The 16,102-nt window shown below is 63.4% G+C and carries 20 protein-coding genes; 10 read left to right on the top strand and 10 right to left on the bottom strand.

Translation table 11 applies throughout. The annotated features are described in order from the left end of the window. Positions 1-83: 83 nt before the first annotated feature. Positions 84-251 (top strand): hypothetical protein, encoded by a 168-nt coding sequence (locus AC1DYC_RS30130; RefSeq protein ID WP_477411319.1) that lies wholly within the window; start codon positions 84-86, stop codon positions 249-251. Positions 252-447: 196 nt separating this feature from the next. Here AC1DYC_RS30130 and AC1DYC_RS30135 read toward each other — a convergent pair whose 3' ends face one another. The 3 genes from AC1DYC_RS30135 to AC1DYC_RS30145 all read right to left on the bottom strand — a co-directional run bounded on the left by AC1DYC_RS30135 (position 448) and on the right by AC1DYC_RS30145 (position 2,993). Further along, a complete protein-coding gene (locus tag AC1DYC_RS30135) occupies positions 448-1,887 on the bottom strand; it encodes a GMC oxidoreductase (RefSeq protein WP_477411320.1) in 1,440 nt (479 codons plus the stop codon). Beyond that, complete coding sequence (locus AC1DYC_RS30140) at positions 1,884-2,054, bottom strand: hypothetical protein (RefSeq protein WP_477411321.1); 171 nt, start codon at positions 2,052-2,054, stop codon at positions 1,884-1,886. The genes AC1DYC_RS30135 and AC1DYC_RS30140 overlap by 4 nt, the downstream gene beginning before the upstream one ends. A gap of 177 nt (positions 2,055-2,231) precedes the next feature. Further along, on the bottom strand, positions 2,232-2,993 hold the full coding sequence (locus AC1DYC_RS30145) for a GGDEF domain-containing protein (RefSeq protein WP_477411322.1): 762 nt from the start codon (positions 2,991-2,993) through the stop codon (positions 2,232-2,234). 175 nt (positions 2,994-3,168) lie between these two features. On the opposite strand from AC1DYC_RS30145, the gene AC1DYC_RS30150 reads away from it, so the two are divergent. Together AC1DYC_RS30150 and AC1DYC_RS30155 are read left to right on the top strand one after the other, a co-directional pair. Beyond that, positions 3,169-3,876, top strand: a complete 708-nt coding sequence (locus AC1DYC_RS30150) for a pyrimidine 5'-nucleotidase (protein WP_477304979.1) — start codon at positions 3,169-3,171, stop codon at positions 3,874-3,876. Continuing rightward, positions 3,873-4,745 (top strand): DUF817 domain-containing protein, encoded by an 873-nt coding sequence (locus AC1DYC_RS30155; protein WP_477411392.1) that lies wholly within the window; start codon positions 3,873-3,875, stop codon positions 4,743-4,745. The genes AC1DYC_RS30150 and AC1DYC_RS30155 overlap by 4 nt, the downstream gene beginning before the upstream one ends. On the opposite strand, the gene AC1DYC_RS30160 is transcribed toward AC1DYC_RS30155, so the two are convergent. Then, positions 4,733-5,572 carry an LOG family protein gene (locus tag AC1DYC_RS30160; protein ID WP_477411323.1) on the bottom strand — a complete coding sequence of 280 codons (840 nt, stop codon included), beginning with the start codon at positions 5,570-5,572 and terminating at the stop codon, positions 4,733-4,735. The genes AC1DYC_RS30155 and AC1DYC_RS30160 overlap by 13 nt on opposite strands. Positions 5,573-5,717: 145 nt before the next feature. Here AC1DYC_RS30160 and dapD point away from each other — a divergent pair, with 145 nt between their 5' ends. The 4 genes from dapD to AC1DYC_RS30180 all read left to right on the top strand — a co-directional run bounded on the left by dapD (position 5,718) and on the right by AC1DYC_RS30180 (position 8,154). Next, complete coding sequence (dapD, locus tag AC1DYC_RS30165) at positions 5,718-6,572, top strand: 2,3,4,5-tetrahydropyridine-2,6-dicarboxylate N-succinyltransferase (protein ID WP_477411324.1); 855 nt, start codon at positions 5,718-5,720, stop codon at positions 6,570-6,572. 72 nt (positions 6,573-6,644) lie between these two features. Next, positions 6,645-6,998, top strand: coding sequence for a DUF805 domain-containing protein (locus tag AC1DYC_RS30170; protein WP_477411325.1), 354 nt, complete (start codon positions 6,645-6,647; stop codon positions 6,996-6,998). Beyond that, entirely contained in the window at positions 6,991-7,362 is a 372-nt protein-coding gene (locus AC1DYC_RS30175; protein ID WP_477411326.1) for a DUF805 domain-containing protein, read from the top strand. Before AC1DYC_RS30170 ends, AC1DYC_RS30175 begins: the two co-directional genes overlap by 8 nt. A 21-nt stretch (positions 7,363-7,383) precedes the next feature. Next, positions 7,384-8,154, top strand: a complete 771-nt coding sequence (locus tag AC1DYC_RS30180) for a hypothetical protein (protein WP_477411327.1) — start codon at positions 7,384-7,386, stop codon at positions 8,152-8,154. Between the two features lie 73 nt (positions 8,155-8,227). Here the strand turns inward: AC1DYC_RS30180 and AC1DYC_RS30185 are convergent, their stop codons facing one another. Next, complete coding sequence (locus AC1DYC_RS30185) at positions 8,228-9,241, bottom strand: 2-dehydropantoate 2-reductase (protein ID WP_477411328.1); 1,014 nt, start codon at positions 9,239-9,241, stop codon at positions 8,228-8,230. A 115-nt stretch (positions 9,242-9,356) separates the two neighbouring features. On the opposite strand from AC1DYC_RS30185, the gene dapE reads away from it, so the two are divergent. Both dapE and AC1DYC_RS30195 read left to right on the top strand, forming a co-directional pair. Continuing rightward, on the top strand, positions 9,357-10,550 hold the full coding sequence (dapE, locus tag AC1DYC_RS30190) for a succinyl-diaminopimelate desuccinylase (protein ID WP_477411329.1): 1,194 nt from the start codon (positions 9,357-9,359) through the stop codon (positions 10,548-10,550). A gap of 2 nt (positions 10,551-10,552) precedes the next feature. Then, the gene (locus tag AC1DYC_RS30195) at positions 10,553-11,158 is read left to right on the top strand and encodes a transporter (protein WP_477304994.1); all 606 of its coding nucleotides are present in this window, start codon (positions 10,553-10,555) and stop codon (positions 11,156-11,158) included. On the opposite strand, the gene truA is transcribed toward AC1DYC_RS30195, so the two are convergent. From truA to def, 4 genes are read right to left on the bottom strand one after another with little or no spacing between them, the layout of a single operon-like run. Beyond that, positions 11,155-11,910: a tRNA pseudouridine(38-40) synthase TruA gene (gene truA / locus AC1DYC_RS30200; protein ID WP_477411330.1), complete on the bottom strand. Its 756-nt coding sequence runs from the start codon at positions 11,908-11,910 to the stop codon at positions 11,155-11,157. The genes AC1DYC_RS30195 and truA overlap by 4 nt on opposite strands. Before the next feature lie 20 nt (positions 11,911-11,930). Beyond that, entirely contained in the window at positions 11,931-12,437 is a 507-nt protein-coding gene (locus AC1DYC_RS30205) for a GNAT family N-acetyltransferase (protein WP_192257010.1), read from the bottom strand. Further along, on the bottom strand, positions 12,434-13,384 hold the full coding sequence (gene fmt / locus AC1DYC_RS30210) for a methionyl-tRNA formyltransferase (protein WP_477411332.1): 951 nt from the start codon (positions 13,382-13,384) through the stop codon (positions 12,434-12,436). Before fmt ends, AC1DYC_RS30205 begins: the two co-directional genes overlap by 4 nt. A 4-nt stretch (positions 13,385-13,388) precedes the next feature. After that, complete coding sequence (def, locus tag AC1DYC_RS30215) at positions 13,389-13,919, bottom strand: peptide deformylase (protein WP_477411333.1); 531 nt, start codon at positions 13,917-13,919, stop codon at positions 13,389-13,391. 103 nt (positions 13,920-14,022) lie between these two features. Here def and AC1DYC_RS30220 point away from each other — a divergent pair, with 103 nt between their 5' ends. After that, positions 14,023-15,273: a DNA recombination protein RmuC gene (locus AC1DYC_RS30220; RefSeq protein ID WP_477411334.1), complete on the top strand. Its 1,251-nt coding sequence runs from the start codon at positions 14,023-14,025 to the stop codon at positions 15,271-15,273. Here AC1DYC_RS30220 and AC1DYC_RS30225 read toward each other — a convergent pair. Beyond that, positions 15,270-16,076, bottom strand: a complete 807-nt coding sequence (locus tag AC1DYC_RS30225; RefSeq protein ID WP_477411335.1) for a class I SAM-dependent methyltransferase — start codon at positions 16,074-16,076, stop codon at positions 15,270-15,272. The genes AC1DYC_RS30220 and AC1DYC_RS30225 overlap by 4 nt on opposite strands. Positions 16,077-16,102: the final 26 nt, after the last annotated feature.

Genomic DNA, 16,102 nt, shown 5'->3' on the forward strand with positions numbered 1-16,102 from the left:
TCTGTCTAACATTTAGACCATTGCATCAATATGCGGCTCCAGCCCGGACATAGCAAGGGCCTGCCGCCGACAAGGAGTTAAAAATGAGCCTGATTCAACAGCGTGCGCCCCTCTCGCATGAGGAAGAGTGCAAATACGCCGAGATGGCGATGAAATGGTATGGCTGGGGCTCGCCCATCGGCCTCGGCATATTGCTGGTGGCGCTGGCGGCTGCGGCCGTGCTGGTGCGCATCGCCGTCTACGGCCTTTAGAGGCTGTTCCATCCCGATGAATCGGGATGAGGCTCCGCTGAGCGTGACCCTTCCGAAACCGGTTTCGGAATCACGCTCTGGTCCAGATCTGAATCCACCCAAAGGCGCGCCAGGGCGGCGCCGGCAGCAATCCTGCCGGCGCTGTCCGCTTTTGGCGGTCAGACGGTGATGACTGCGTCACACCTGGATGACTGCGTCACACTGTGATGACCTTGGTCAGATGGTCGCCAAGCCGGCATGCAAGTGCGGTGATCGTCGTCGTCGGGTTGCATTCGCCCGAGGTGCAGAACACCGAGGAGCCGCCGACATAGAGATTGTCCATGCTGTGAACCTTGCAGTTAGCGTCGACCACGCTTTTGGTCACGTCGGTGCCCATGCGCGTGCCGCCCATATGGTGGTGGCCGGCCAGTTCCTCATCGGTCGGGTAGTCCTGGCCGTTGGCTAGCCAGTCCATGATGCGGACGCGGCCGAGGTCCTTCTCGATCAGCGTCGTACCGAACAGTTTGAGCCCCTCCAGAATGGTCCGGCGCTCCAGCGGCGACTTCTTCCAGTGCAGCTCGATGCGCGGCACGCCGGCGTGGTCGACATCGGTCTTCGACAGTTCGATCCGGTTCGAAGCCAGCGGCGCCTGTTCCCAGGCGACGTAGAGTTGCGCGGCGCAGCGCAGATTCTGGCTGAGGTGGTAGGCCAACCATTCGGCAGCGTCGGGCGCGGTGCAGGCGAGGTCGGCAATCAGGCTCTTGATGCCGGCATAGGGCGTCTCGATCAAGCGGATGCCGAAATTCATGATCTGCAGCCGCTCCATGGCGGCCAGCGTCGGCGAGAAGAAAGCCTCGTTGACGGCGTCGACCTCGAACTCGCTGTAGTCGGCCAGGATGGCATTGCCGCCCTCGAAGGTCGGATGTTCCATCCAGTAGCGGCCAAGTGCGGTGGCGTTCGGCACCACGCCGCCATTCGAGCGCTGGTTCGACCACAGAAGCAGCCGCGAGTTCTCCAGCCCGCCGGTGCAGACGATGAAATAGTCGGCACTGAAGGCACCGGTATCCTGGCCGTTCGACCACAGCCTGGCGCCGGTCACCCGCTTGCCGTCGCCTGCAAGTTCGGTGGCATAGGTGTTGAGCACGACGGCAATATTCTTGCTCTTGTCGAGCTCGTCGGCGAATTTCTCGCCAAAGCGCACGGCGGGGCTCTTGATCAACTGCACCCAGCGTATGTCGTCCGAAATCGGCACATCGGGCCGGAAGTCGGGAAGCTCGAGTATGTCATGCACCTCGGGCAGAAAGGGCTCGATGTCGGCGCGGCTGATCGGCCAGCCGGTGTCCGGCGCCCACGCCTTGGGCTCGAAGTCTTGGCTGTCGAGCACCCGGCACCAGCCGGCCCAGTGGTTCGACGAGCCGCCCATAAAGCGCAGCCGGGTGATGTCGAGGTCGAAATAGGGATCGCCGACCGTGGTGCCGCGGTAGAAATCCTGCGACTCGTCGCTGAATTCGCGCGAGCCGGCCTCCAGCACCACGACCGGAATGCCGGCGGCGCCAAGCTTCCTGGCGATGGTGGTGCCGGCAGGCCCTGAGCCGAGGATGCAGACCCTGGGTTTGAAATCCGAGGCGCGATACGCCTCGTAACTGTCGAAGATCATGCCAGGTCGCTCCGCTTCAGGATCCAGCCATTGACCTCGACGATCTCGTCGGGAGCGGCATGGGAGCGGTCGCTGTCAGGCAGCTTGCGAAACAGCTGTAACGCCGGCATCGCAATCAGCGCCTGCACGATGGTGCGGCGCGATATTTTCTTGCTGAAGAAACTCATGACACGTCTCTCGATGGGGGCCTTCGATCCACGCATGGCGTTCCCTGAACGGCACACGTGCCGGCCAGACAAGCCATTTCCGTGCCAGTCCTAGTGGTAAACGGCTTACAACCGGGTAAACGGCGCGGTTGCGTAAAAACAATGTTAGCAAAACCTTAGCGAGCATGGTCGGGAGCCTCAGGCGGCCTCGGAAATGTCCCGGTCCAGGATCGACAGATTGCGGCCACGGTGCTTGGCCTCGTAGAGCCGCAGATCGGCAGCGCGCATCAGTTCCGAAACATTGGCGTCCTCGCCGCAAGTGATGCCGCCAATGCTGACGGTCAGCGGCACCGTGCGCTCGTCGACCGGGCGGAAGCGGATCAGCTCCACTTCGCGGCGGATGCGCTCGGCGACGCGCCTGGCCTCCGCGCCCGTGGCGCCGACCAGGAAGGCGCCGAACTCCTCGCCGCCGATGCGGCCAAGCACGTCGCCGCTGCGCACGCCACGCTCGATGGCGCTGGCGATCAACAGCAGCGCGTCATCGCCGGTCAGATGGCCAAAACTGTCGTTGATCGCCTTGAAATGGTCGGCGTCGATGATCAGCAGCGCGCCGCGATCGGATTTGCGCCGCGAGCCGTCGAGTGCGGCAAAGAAGCTCTCGCGGTTGAGCATGCCGGTCATGTCGTCGCGGCTCGCCTTCTCCGACAGACGCCGGTGCGCGGCGGCGAGCTGGGCATGCGCGCGGGCGAGGTCGCGATGCGCGCCTTTCAGCCTGTCGCTCTGCCAGAAGGTGCTGGCGCAAGCGATCCAGGCGAGCGCCAGCGGGCACACCGTTGACGTCAGCCAGATGGTGCGGCTGACCGGAAAACCCATGGCGGGAACGACAATAAGCGTCAGCAAAAGCGAGACGGCTACCGAGCCGAACGCGACGGCGGCGGACTTTAAAACTATGCGACTCATCGCTGGCTCCCACTGAACCGTCTCTGTGCCAGCAAGCCCTGAAGGCCACCTTTCGGCGATGGCTAAAATTTGAATGGTGAGCCCATTTTTACAACTCTAGATGCGTATAGGTTGTGGATAAGCCTGCCATCAGAAAGGGGTTCGAACGGCAGATATTTCGTGCCATAAGGACGCCATGACCACGTCGCCCGATCCCGCCCGCTTCGCCCATGTCACCGACTGGGTGTTCGACCTCGACAACACGCTCTATCCGCACCATTCGAATCTGTTTTCGCAGATCGACGTCAAGATGACGGCCTATGTCGGAGAATTGCTGACGCTGCCGCGTGACGAGGCCCGCAAGCTGCAGAAGGAACTCTATCTCGAATATGGCACGACGCTGAACGGGCTGATGACGCGCCACGGCATCGACCCCGACGACTTCCTCGAAAAGGTGCACGATATCGACTATTCGTGGCTGGTGCCCGATCCGGTGCTCGGCACCGCCATCCGCCAGCTTCCAGGCCGCAAATTCATCTTCACCAATGGCGACCGCAGGCATGCCGAGCGGACCGCGCGCCAGCTCGGCATCCTTGACCATTTCGACGACATATTCGACATCGTCGCCGCCGGGCTGACGCCGAAGCCGTCGCGCCAGACCTATGAGAAGTTTGCCGAACTGCATGCCGTCACCGGCCACAATGCAGTGATGTTCGAAGATCTCGCCCGCAATCTGGCGGTGCCGAAATCGCTGGGCATGACCACGGTGCTGGTGGTGCCGCGCAATTTCGAACCGACCTTTGCCGAGATCTGGGAACGCGACCCGGCCAATGAGGACGACGTCGATTTCGTCACCGACGACCTTGCCGGTTTTCTCACCGCAATCGTCGAGGTCGACGCCTGAAGCGTCTCACGTCCTTCGAGGAGCGGATCGATACCGCCGCTCATGGCGTGCTCGACCGGTTGCCGGCGCACGGGCTCTCCGGCGCGCTGGTCGAATTCCTGGTGTTCGGCCTGAAGCAGGCTTGGGCCTGTCTGTTCGGCGGCGCCATGCTGGCCTTGATCATCGCCACGAAATTCTCGTGGCCCGAGCATGCCATGTTGGCGCGCTACGACTTTTTGTTCCTCGCCGCTTTGTCTGTTCAAATCGCTATGCTGGTCTTGCGGCTGGAGACGCTGGAGGAGGCCAAGGTCATTCTTGTCTTCCACATTGTCGGCACCGCCATGGAGATCTTCAAAACCTCGGCCGGCTCGTGGATTTATCCCGAGAACAATTTGATCCGTATCGTCGGCGTGCCGCTGTTTTCGGGATTCATGTACGCGGCGGTCGGCTCATATCTCGCCCGCATCGCCCGTATTTTCGACTTTCGCTTCACATTCTACCCGCCGATCTGGGCGACCATACTTCTGTCGGTGGCCATCTACGCCAACTTCTTCACGCATCATTTCATCGTCGATTTGCGCTACGGACTGTTCGCGGCAACGGCGGCGATCTACCTTAGAACCGTCGTTCACTACCGGGTCTTCCGCTTTCGCCACAAAATGCCTTTGCTCGTCGGTTTTCTCCTGGTCTCGTTATTCATCTGGTTCGCCGAAAATATCGGCACATGGTCACGTGCCTGGATTTATCCCAATCAGAACGCCGGCTGGACCCCGGTTTCGATCGACAAGCTCGGGGCCTGGTACTTGCTGATGATCATTTCCTTCGTGCTGGTCACGCTCATCCATCGGCCGCAACCACTGGCCGGCGAGGGTGGTTCTCAGAGCTTATAGAACCGGCTGATAATCCCCCACGCCTCATCGGCGGTGTCGACGAAGTCGATAATGTCCTGGTCGCCGGGCGTGATGGTGCCCTGTTCGGCCAGGAAATCGAGATTGATCGCCCTTTTCCAGAACGCCTTGCCGAACAGGATCACCGGCACGCGCTCCATTCGGCCCGTCTGGATCAGCGTCAGCGTCTCGAAGAACTCGTCCATGGTGCCGAAGCCGCCCGGAAACACCGCGACGGCCTTGGCGCGCATGACGAAATGCATCTTGCGGATGGCGAAATAGTGGAAGTTGAAGCACAGCTCCGGCGTCACATAGGCATTCGGCGCCTGCTCGTGCGGCAGCACGATGTTGAGGCCGATCGACGGCGCGCCGACATCGTCTGCGCCGCGATTGCCCGCTTCCATGACACCCGGCCCGCCACCGGTGACGACGACGAATTCGCGATAATAGGAGGTGGCCGACTGCTGCGAGCAGAGGCGGGCAAATTTGCGCGCCTCCTCGTAATATTTGCTGTTTTCCTCGAGGTTCTTCTTCTGCGTCTCGTTCTTGGCCGCCCAGGCGTCGCCGCCGGGCTCGGGAATGCGCGCGCCGCCGAACAGGATCACCGTCGAGCGGATGCCGCGTTCGGCCAGAATCATTTCGGGCTTCAACAGTTCGAGCTGCAGCCGCACCGCGCGCAATTCGCGACGCGTCATGAAGTCGGGATCGTTCCAGGCGAGACGATAGGTGTCGGCACGCGTCTGCGGCGTATCGGGCACGCTTTTCGAGCGCTCCAGATCCTCGTCCGAATGCGGCAGCGGCGTCCATCCTGCCTTTTCCATAGGAGTCATATGCTTTACCCGTCCCAACAGTTCACTTGCGCCGTCCCATGGCGCACGCGCGATTGACCCCCAATACGCCTTAACATAGGGTCCGCGCGATTTTCAAAACAAGGTTAAGGCGATGGCCTTAACAGCGCGGTAACGGAGCGAAATCATGTCGAAGCCTGATCTGGCGAGCCTCGAAAAGACCATCGAGAAGGCCTTCGAGGAGCGCGACACGATTTCGACCGCGACCCGCGGCGAAACGCGCGACGCCATCCAGTCCGCGCTCGACCTGCTCGACCGCGGCACGGTGCGCGTCGCCGAGCGCCAGGCCGACGGCAAGTGGCATGTCAATCAGTGGCTGAAGAAGGCGGTGCTGCTGTCGTTCCGGCTCTTTCCGATGGAGATCATCAAGGGTGGCCCCGGCCAGGCGGTGTGGTGGGACAAGGTGGCCTCGAAGTTCGACGGCTGGAGCGCGGTCGATTTCGAAAAGGCCGGCTTCCGCGCCGTGCCGTCGTCGATCGTGCGCCGTTCGGCCTATGTCGCGCCGGGCGCGGTGCTGATGCCGTCCTTCGTCAATGTCGGCGCCTATGTCGACAGCGGCACCATGGTCGACACCTGGGCCTCGGTCGGCTCCTGCGCCCAGATTGGCAAGAACGTGCATCTGTCGGGCGGCGTCGGCATTGGCGGCGTGCTGGAGCCGATGCAGGCCGGCCCGACCATCATCGAGGACAATTGCTTCATCGGCGCGCGCTCGGAAGTGGTCGAGGGCTGCATCGTGCGCGAGGGCTCGGTGCTCGGCATGGGCGTGTTCATCGGCCAGTCGACCAAGATCGTCGACCGCGCCACCGGCGAGGTCTTTTATGGCGAAGTGCCGCCGAATTCCGTCGTCGTCGCCGGCTCGATGCCGGGCAAGGCCTTTCCGAACAACGAGCCGGGCCCTGGCCTCTACTGCGCCGTCATCGTCAAGCGGGTCGACGCCAAGACCCGTTCCAAGACCTCGATCAACGAATTGCTGCGCGATTGATCTTTTGTGCAAACGGACGCACCTTCCGCCGGCGCGACATTCCGTCGCGCTGATTCCGCATGGAGGGGTGACATGGACTGGAAATACCTTCTGACCAGCTTTGACGGCCGCATCAATCGCGCCAAGTTCTGGGCTTGCGTTGGTGTGATATTCGTCGGCGCCATCATCGCCATCATCATCGACAACATCATCGGCACCACGTTCAACAACATGCCCTACGGTTTCGTCTACCTGATCTATGTGATCGCCACGCTCTATCTGGTCTTCGCCGTCTACGCCAAGCGCTGGCATGACCGCAACAAGTCGGGCTGGTGGACACTTATCGCGCTGGTGCCGTTCATCGGAGCGATCTGGCTTATCGTCGAGCTGGGCATCCTCGAAGGCAACAGGGGCGCCAATCAATACGGACCGGATCCGCTTGGCTAATAAAACAGACCTCATTTGGCTTTTCTTCAAAACCTCAGGCCGCGTCAGCCCAAGTGCGTATGCGCTGGCCGGCCTGCTTTTGCTGCTCGCCCAGTTTTTCCCGCTCTACCAGTTTGCCAGACTGGAGCCCGGCACCGCAAATAGCCAGGTGTGGGCCACTGTGTTCTGGACCGTGGTGCTGATTTCGACCTGGTCGAGCTTCGCGGTCACCGCAAAGCGTTTCCATGATTTCGGCAAGCCGACTTACTACGCGTTGATCTCTCTTATCATCGGCCCGATTCTTCTTCTCATTCTAGCCTGCTTCAGAAGTGATCCCGGACCCAACCGCTACGGCCGGCACACCAATTCGCCCGCACAACCCTGAGGGCCGACCGGATATCTCGCCATGCGCTACCGCACGCTTGATCCGAAACTGATCATCGACACCGCCGAGCGGCTGGAGGGGCGCGTCGCCGAGCGTTTTCCCGAGGCAGGCCTGCGCGGTGTCGCCGCCGAACTGGTGTCGCTGTCGCGCGACCTGGCCAAGGCGGCGCAGGCGCTCGAGGCGCCGATCTGGTGGCTGCGCGGCGCCATCGTCGCTGCCGTTGTCGCCGGCGCGCTGATCTTCCTGTTCGTCGGCACCATCCTGCCGCTCATCCACATCTCGCAGGCCGACGACGCGGTGCAGTCGGTGCAAGGCATCGAAGCCACCATCAACATGATCATCCTTGCCGTGCTCGGCTTGCTGGCTCTGATCCGCACCGAGGAGCGCATCAAGCGCAAGCGGGTGTTTCGCCAGCTGCACGGGCTGAGGTCGCTGATCCATGTCATCGACATGCACCAGCTGACCAAGGATCCGGCCGCATTGTCTGCCAATTTCAGGCCGACCGCGCATTCGCCGGCGCGCATCACCAATGCCGCGGACTTGGCGCGCTACCTCGACTATTGCTCGGAAATGCTGTCGATCACCGGCAAGATCGCTGCGCTGTTCGCGCAGTCGGTCAACGACGATGTGGTCATCGACGGCGTCAACGACATCGAGAACCTGGCGTCCAACCTGTCGCGCAAGATCTGGCAGAAGATCACGCTGATCGAGAACCATCCGGCGGTGCAGCCGCTGCCGGCGCCACGTCCGGCGAGCAAGGCGCCGGCTCCGAGGCGCGCGCCAAAGCTGTGACGCAGCGGTGGCGGCGTGCCTGCTTTTTCCGGGCTCATGTGCAGGCCAAAGTCTGACCCTTGGGGCGAGCGGCCTATCCGGCGACGGCGTCCGGCGTCAGTCCGGGTGACCCGCGCTTTTCCCGTTCGGCCTGCCGCACCAGCGCGGTGACCCGCTTCAGCAAAGGCGCCTGCGTGCCGGCCTTTTCGGCAAGGCTCAGGACCGCTCCCTGCAGGTCGCCGATTTCGGTTGGCCGGCCACGCTGGAGGTCGTCCCACATTGACGAGCGCGCCTGTGGGTCGATGGCCAGCATGCGGCGTGCCACCAGCCGGAACAGCCAGTCCGGCAGCCGGAGTAGTTTCGGCAGCAGGCCGGGGCGCAGGCCGCCGATCCGCGCCGGGGCGATGTGTGACGCCTTCATCGCCGCCAGCGCCTCGTCGATCTGACCGGCAAGGATCAGCCGCCAGCGGCGGTCGGCAAGCTCACTCGCCAGCGGCAGGCCGGACAGCGCGACGAGCGCATTGTTGAGGTTGATCAGCAGCTTGCCCCACTGCACCGCCTTGATGTCGACATGGGTTTCGACGGCAAGGCCTTCGACATCGAGAAGGCCGGCAAGGCCGGCCGTGCCGTCTTCGATCATCACCTTGCCCTCGCTGGCGCGATGCACCTGAAGCGGCGACTCGCCTTCGGCCGACTGGACGACATTGAAAGGCACCATGCCGGCCAGCACCGGTCGAGAGCCGAGCCCGGCGCGCAACCGGTCGGCATTGCCGACACCGTTCTGCAGGCTGACCACCACGACATCGCCGCGAGTGTGTGTCGCAATGAGCGCCGCCATCTCCTCGGTGGCGCCGTTCTTGACCGTCACCAGCACCAAATCGGCAATGGCCAGGGCGGCGGCCGGGTCGGCGGTGACGGACACCGGCTTGATGGATCGGTCGCGGCCATCGAGGTCGGTGACGCGCAGCCCACCGCCCTGCAAGGCCTCCGCGATGCGCGGCCGCGCCAAAAACACCACCTTGCGTCCGGCCAGCGCCAGGCAGCCGCCGACATAGCAGCCGATACTGCCGGCGCCGGCAATGACGATGGTCTTTTCGGCGTTGGCCATGCGATAATCCGGTGTTGGCCTGCACTATACGACATGAAAACCATAATGTCGGCGACAGGACCGGTCATCATCTCTGACCGTGACAGGCCTTTCGCTTTCGATTATCGCTTTGCCCATGACATTGCCGACCGATCCCGCCGCCAACCTCGCGACCCTCATACGCTGCGCCTCCGTAACACCCGCCGAGGGCGGTGCGCTGGCCGCGCTGGAAGGCATGCTGAAGCCGCTCGGCTTTTCCGTCGAACGCCCGGTGTTTTCCGAAGACGGCACGCCGGACATCGAGAACCTTTATGCGCGCCGCTCCGGCAATGGGCCGCATCTGATGTTTGCCGGCCATACCGACGTGGTGCCGGTCGGCGACGAGGCGTCGTGGACGCATCCGCCCTTTGGCGCCGAAATCGCCAAGGGCGAGATGTTCGGCCGCGGCGCCGTCGACATGAAGGGCGGCATCGCCTGTTTCATCGCCGCGGTGGCGCGCCACGTCGAAACAAAGGGCGGGCCGAAAGGCTCGGTCTCGCTGCTGATTACCGGTGACGAAGAGGGCCCGGCCATCAACGGCACGACAAAACTGCTCGACTGGGCGGCGGCCAAAGGCGAGAAATGGGACGCCTCGATCGTCGGCGAGCCGACCAATCCGGACGCGCTCGGCGACATGATCAAGATCGGACGGCGTGGCTCGATGTCGGGCAGCGTCACCGTCAACGGCCGCCAGGGCCATGTCGCCTATCCCTTGCTTGCCGACAATCCGGTGCGCGGTCTGATGAGCCTGGTCGAGGCCCTGCTCCACCCTGTCTTCGACAAGGGAACCAAGGATTTCCAGCCGACCAATCTGGAAGTGACCTCGATCGATGTCGGCAATCCGGCGACGAATGTCATTCCGGCCAAGGCGACGGCGACCTTCAACATCCGCTTCAACGACACCTGGACGGCCGAGACGGTGCAGGCCGAGATCCACAACCGGCTCGACCAGGCGGCCAAGCGCAAGAAATACCGGACCGGCAAGAAAACCCCTGTCGACTATGAGCTCGTGTGGCGCGACCGGCCGAGCCACGTCTTCCTGACACGCGACGACAAGCTGATCGATACGCTGCGCGGCTCGATCAAGGCGGCGGTCGGCAAGGAGCCGGCGCTTTCCACCTCGGGCGGCACCTCGGACGCCCGTTTCATCAAGGACTATTGCCCGGTGGTCGAGTTCGGACTGGTCGGCAAGACCATGCATATGGTCGATGAACGCGTCGCATTGACCGACCTCGAAACGCTGACCCAGATCTACCAGCGCTTCATCGAAGACTGGTTCGAGCAAGGCTGATCATGCTTTCGGTTGACGAGACCTCTTCATCGCTTACCGGCGCCTGGCGGCTGATGCTCGGCAAGGCCGACGGATTGCGGCTGCTCGACCTGTCGGCGGACGGTTTCTGGAATTCCTTCTTTGCCATCGTCGTCGCTGCGCCGGCGATGATCGTCGGCTGGGTCGGCACGGCCAACGAGATCGGCGACCCCAATGCGTTTGCCGGGCGGCTGGGCATGTTGGTCCGCCTGGCAACCGTCGACCTCGGCTCGTGGCTGCTGCCGCTGGTCGCGCTTGCCCTGGTCGCGTCGCGCGCCGGCATTGGCGACCGCTTCGTCCACTACGTCGTCGCCAGCAACTGGGCGTCGGCAATCACCGCCTGGATGCTGCTGCCATCGGCGTTGATCCGGCTGTTCCTGCCGCCCGGCAACCCAGTCGCCGAATTGGTGTGGCTGGTTCTGGTGGTGCTGTCGCTGGTGCTCACCTGGCGGATGACCAATGCCGCGATCGGCAAGGGCGCGGCTGTGGGCAGCGCCGTGTTCGCAGGCATGTTGGTGGTGTCCCTGGCCGTCTTGTTCGGCCTGGTGGCGCTGCTCGGCATCACCGTACCGACCGCCGCCCCGGCCTAGAATTTTTCTGGATAGTCGACGCCGATGAGGAAAAGCCCATCGGGCGGCGCCACCTGACCGCAGGCGGCGCGGTCTTGCGCATCGAGCGCGGCCTTGAGATCGGCAGCCGTCCAGCCGCCGTCGCCGACGCGTTTCAGCGAGCCGACCATGGAGCGCACCTGGTTGTGCAGGAACGAGCGCGCCGAGGCCCTGACTTCGATCAGGTCGCCCTGGCGGCTCACATCGAGCCGCTCCAGCGTCCGCACCGGACTGTTGGCCTGGCACTGCGTCGAGCGGAAGGTGGTAAAGTCATGCCGGCCGAGCAGGACTTTCGCCGCTTCGTGCATGGCGCCCGCATCGAGCCGCTTCGGCACCCACCAGACCTTGCCTTTTTCCATCGCTGCCGGCGCGCGCCGGTTGAGGATGCGGTAGAGATAGTGCCGTCCGGTGGCCGAGAAACGGGCATCGAAATCGTCGGGGACAACCGCCGCCTGCAGGATGGCGACGTGCGCGCCTGCCGCCTGCAGATGCGCGTTGATGGCGTCGCGTACCTTATCGTTGGGCCACGCCTTGGCGAGGTCGACATGCGCCACCTGTGCGGTCGCATGCACGCCGGCATCGGTGCGGCCGGCGGCGCGCAACCGCACCGCCTCGCCGCTGAATTTCTCGATCGCCTGCTCTATCGCCTGCTGCACCGAAGGCTGATCCGCCTGGTGCTGCCAGCCGGCGAAGAGGCTGCCGTCATATTCGATATCGAGACGAAAACGCGGCATCGGCGATCGACACTCGCCGTTTAGGCGGCGAGTGCGGTAAAGGCCTGGGCGTAGACCAGTTTGCCTTTTTCAGGGGCGTCACCCCAGGCCAGCGCCTGCAGCGCCTCGCCCTGGTATTCGCTCTCGAAGTTTTCGGCGCGCGCATGGTTGTAACCGAAGCGGCCGTAATAGGCCGGATCGCCCAAGACAACGGCGAGCACTTCGCCGGCGTCCTTGAGGCGGATATGCGCCTCGCGGATCAGCGCACCGCCAATGCCCGAACCATGGAAAGACGGCTCGACCGCCAAGGGCGCCAGCGCCACTGCCGGGAAGCTCTTGCCGCCATTCTGCACATACAGCCTGGAGAACAGAATGTGGCCGACCACCTGGCCGTCTTCTTCCGCCACCAGCTCGACAACGGCGTCGCCGCCGGTGACCAGCGCGTCGACCAGACCGGCCTCCGCCTGCTGGCCGAATGCGTGTTCCTCGACGAGGCGAATAGCCTCGCGGTCCCGCGGCGTTGCCGCTCGTATCGACATCATGCTCATGAGAATTTCATTCCTTTTTCGATCTTGGCCCCGCGCAGAAACTCCTGCGCGGCGGCGGGCCTTCCGCCCGCCCGTTGAACTTCGACCAGCCTGACTGCGCCTGTTCCGCAGGCGACCGTCAGCCGGTCATCGAGAATTCCTCCCGACTCGCCCATGCCTTCAGAAAGCGTGCCTTCAGAAAGCGTCGAGCGAAGCAGTTTCAGCCGTTCTGTGCGGCCGCCAATGTCGGCCTCGCACCAGGCGCCAGGGAATGGCGACAGGCCGCGAATGTGATTGTGGACCTCGCCAGCCGGCCGCGTCCAGTCCACACGCGTCTCCGATTTATCGATTTTGCTGGCGTAGGTCACCCCGTCCGTCGCCTGCAAGGCCGATGCCAGCGTATTTGTCTCCAATCGGGACAGCGCTTCCACCATCAGGGTAGCGCCAATCTTCATCAAGCGGTCGTGCAGATCGCCGGCCGTCATATCGGGTCCGATGGCGCATTTTTCAACCAGTGCCACCGGGCCGGTGTCCAGCCCCTCTTCCATATGCATCACCATCATGCCGGTCTCAGTATCGCCGGCCATGATGGCGCGCTGGATGGGAGCAGCACCACGCCATCGCGGCAAAAGCGAGGCATGGCCGTTGATACAGCCGAGCCGCGGAGCCTCCAGAATAGCCTTCGGCAGCAGCAGGCCATAAGCGACAACGACGGCGACATCGGCCTGCAAGGCGCGGAAAGCGGCCTGTTCGGCCTCGCTCTTCAGCGACGTCGGCGAGCTTACCGCGACATCAAGCCGCTCGGCCTCGCGCTGCACCGGCGACGGCGTCAGTTCCAGCCCACGGCGGCCTGCGGCGCGTGGCGGCTGGGTGTAGACGGCTGCTATTTCGTGTCCGGCCTCGGCGATCGCGCGCAGCACCGGCACCGAAAATTCCGGCGTGCCCATGAAGATGACGCGAAGCGGCATCTTCCTATCCCACCAGCTTGCCCGGCGCCTTGTCCTTGGCGAGCTTCTTGAACTTCTTGACCACCATGTCGCGTTTAAGCTTCGAGATGTGGTCGATGAACAACACGCCATTGAGGTGGTCGATCTCGTGCTGCAGGCAGGTCGCCATCAGGCCTTCGGCCTCGATCTCCTGCAGCTTGCCGTCACGGTCGAGATATTTCACCCGCACCGAAGCCGGGCGCTCGACCTCGGCGTAATAGTCGGGGATCGACAGGCAGCCTTCCTCGTAAACCGACCGCGCGTCCGCGCTTTCGAGCACTTCGGGATTGATGAAGACTTGCGGCGCCGGCGTCTCGTCTTCCTTGGCGAGGTCGATGACCAGCATGCGCACAGGCTCGCCGATCTGGATCGCGGCGAGCCCAATGCCCGGCGCGTCATACATGGTCGCCAGCATACTGTCGGCCAGTTTGCGCACGGACGCGTCGACGCGTTCGAGCGGTTTGGAAACCTGGCGCAGGATGGGATCGGGAAGGATGATGAGCGGCTTGATCGACATGGCGTCTCACCTAAGACGTCATGCGAAAAGCGTCAACCGGGGCGGTTTGCGCCCGTTCACGTTTTGATCTGTGCCAGGCCGGCGAATCGGCTATGCTGGCGGGATGAACGACCTGAATTCCATCCTTTCCGAGCCAGTCGCCCGGCTCGGCGCCACCACGATCACGCTCGGCCATGCGCTGGCCTTCGGCGCGATCGTGTTTCTCGGGCTGTTGCTGGTGCTGGTGGTCGCCCTGTGGCGGTCGGCCAGGGCGCGCACCATCGCGGCGGCAGAAGCCGCCGAGCACGCCCGCGACGCCGAGGCGCGGATGGCCGGCATTTTGCAAAGCCAGGCGGAGATGCAGGGCCGCATGGGGGCCATTGCCGATGTGTTCGGTGCAAGGCAGGCCGAACTCAACCAGTCGATCGGCCAGCGGCTCGACGCCATGACCGGTCGCCTCGGCCAGACCATGACCGAGCAGACCAAATCGACGCATGAAAGCCTGGCCAAATTGCAGGAGCGGCTGGCGGTCATCGACACCGCGCAAGGCAACATCCAGTCGCTTGCCGGCCAGGTTGTGCAATTGCAGGCGATCCTGTCCAACAAGCAGACGCGCGGCGCCTTCGGTCAGTCGCGCATGGAGGCGATCGTCGCCGACGGCCTGCCGATGGGCGCCTATGAGTTCCAGGCGACGCTGTCGAATGGCAGCCGCCCGGACTGCCTGATCAGGATGCCGAACGGCGCGCCGCAGCTTGCCATCGACGCCAAGTTTCCGCTGGAAGCCTGGAACGCCATCCGCGCCGCCGACGGCGCCGACCTGCAGAAGGTCGCGGCCCAGGCCTTCCGCCGCGACATCGAAATCCATGTCCGCGATATCTCGGAGAAATATTTGATCCAGGGCGAGACGCAGGACACCGCCTTCATGTTCGTGCCGTCGGAATCGGTGTTTGCCGAAATCCACGAAAATTTCGACGCTCTCATCCAGAAGGCGCACAGGGCTCGCGTCATCATCGTCTCGCCGTCGCTGCTGATGCTGTCGATCCAGGTCATCCAGGCCATCCTCAAGGACGCCCGCATGCGCGAACAGGCGCATCTTATCCAGGGCGAGGTCATCCGGCTGATGGAGGATGTCGCGCGCGTCGACGAACGCGTGCGCCGGCTGCAGACGCACTTCGGCCAGTCGGCCAAGGACATCGACGAGATACTGGTGTCGACATCGAAAGTGACCCGGCGCGGCCAGAAGATCGAGGCGCTGGAGTTCGGCGAAAGCGAAGCCGAAGCGCGCGGCGGACCCGCCAAGGCCGAACCCGGCGTGCGGATGGCAGATTCCAAGACGGGGCAGCTCAGGCTGCGTGTCGTCGAAGGCGACGATTAGACCGTAGCCACGATTACGTGTGCCTGAATCTTAGCGGCAACCTCGCCGCTGCCGTGTCTCGCCGTCATCGCGGCTGCGACATGATCGGTAGCGGTTTCCAGTTTTCCTCTGGCCTCGATTTCGTTGCGAAGCGGAGTTCCCTGGCAATAGGCAACGGCCGGAAGGCGCGGCGAGGAGGCACGGCTTTGTTCGGCTCTCGTCTCGATCGCCACACGGGAGAAACCTGCATCTTCCAGTTCGCGGCGGATGATGGCCGTGTCATGGTAGCCGTGCGGCGTGCGGGCTAGAAAGCGCGGCGGATCGTCCGGAAAAATCTCCGCAAGAGCGTTCGTCACATCGTTGGCGAATACATTCTCTTCGATGCGATCCCATACGTTGAACAGGAAATGGCCTCCGGGTTTCAGGACCCGCCTTGCTTCACGATAGCCGGCGGCGCGGTCGGGAAAGAACATCGCGCCGAACTGACAGCAAACGAGATCGAAGGTCGCGTCCTCAAACGGCAGCGCCAGGGCATCCGCCTGGCGCCACTGGATGCGGCTGTCGGGAGCTTGCTGCGAAGCCGCAAAGTCGATCATCGGCTGGTTGAGATCGGTCACGACATAGCTTGCGCCAGGCGACAGTTTTGGCGCCAATGCGCGGGTGACGACCCCGGTGCCTGCGGCGACTTCCAGGACGGCGCCGGGCGACAAGGACGCTGCCCGTCGTGCCATATCCGCGGCGAACGGCTCGAAAATCAACGGCACCATGTAGCGGTCGTAGTTTTCCGGAATCGAGCCGGCAAACACCTTGTCCGTTTCCGACATTGCTATCCCCGCCATTCGTTTGATGG

The sequence above is a fragment of the Mesorhizobium sp. P2_E7 genome, from assembly GCF_056403855.1.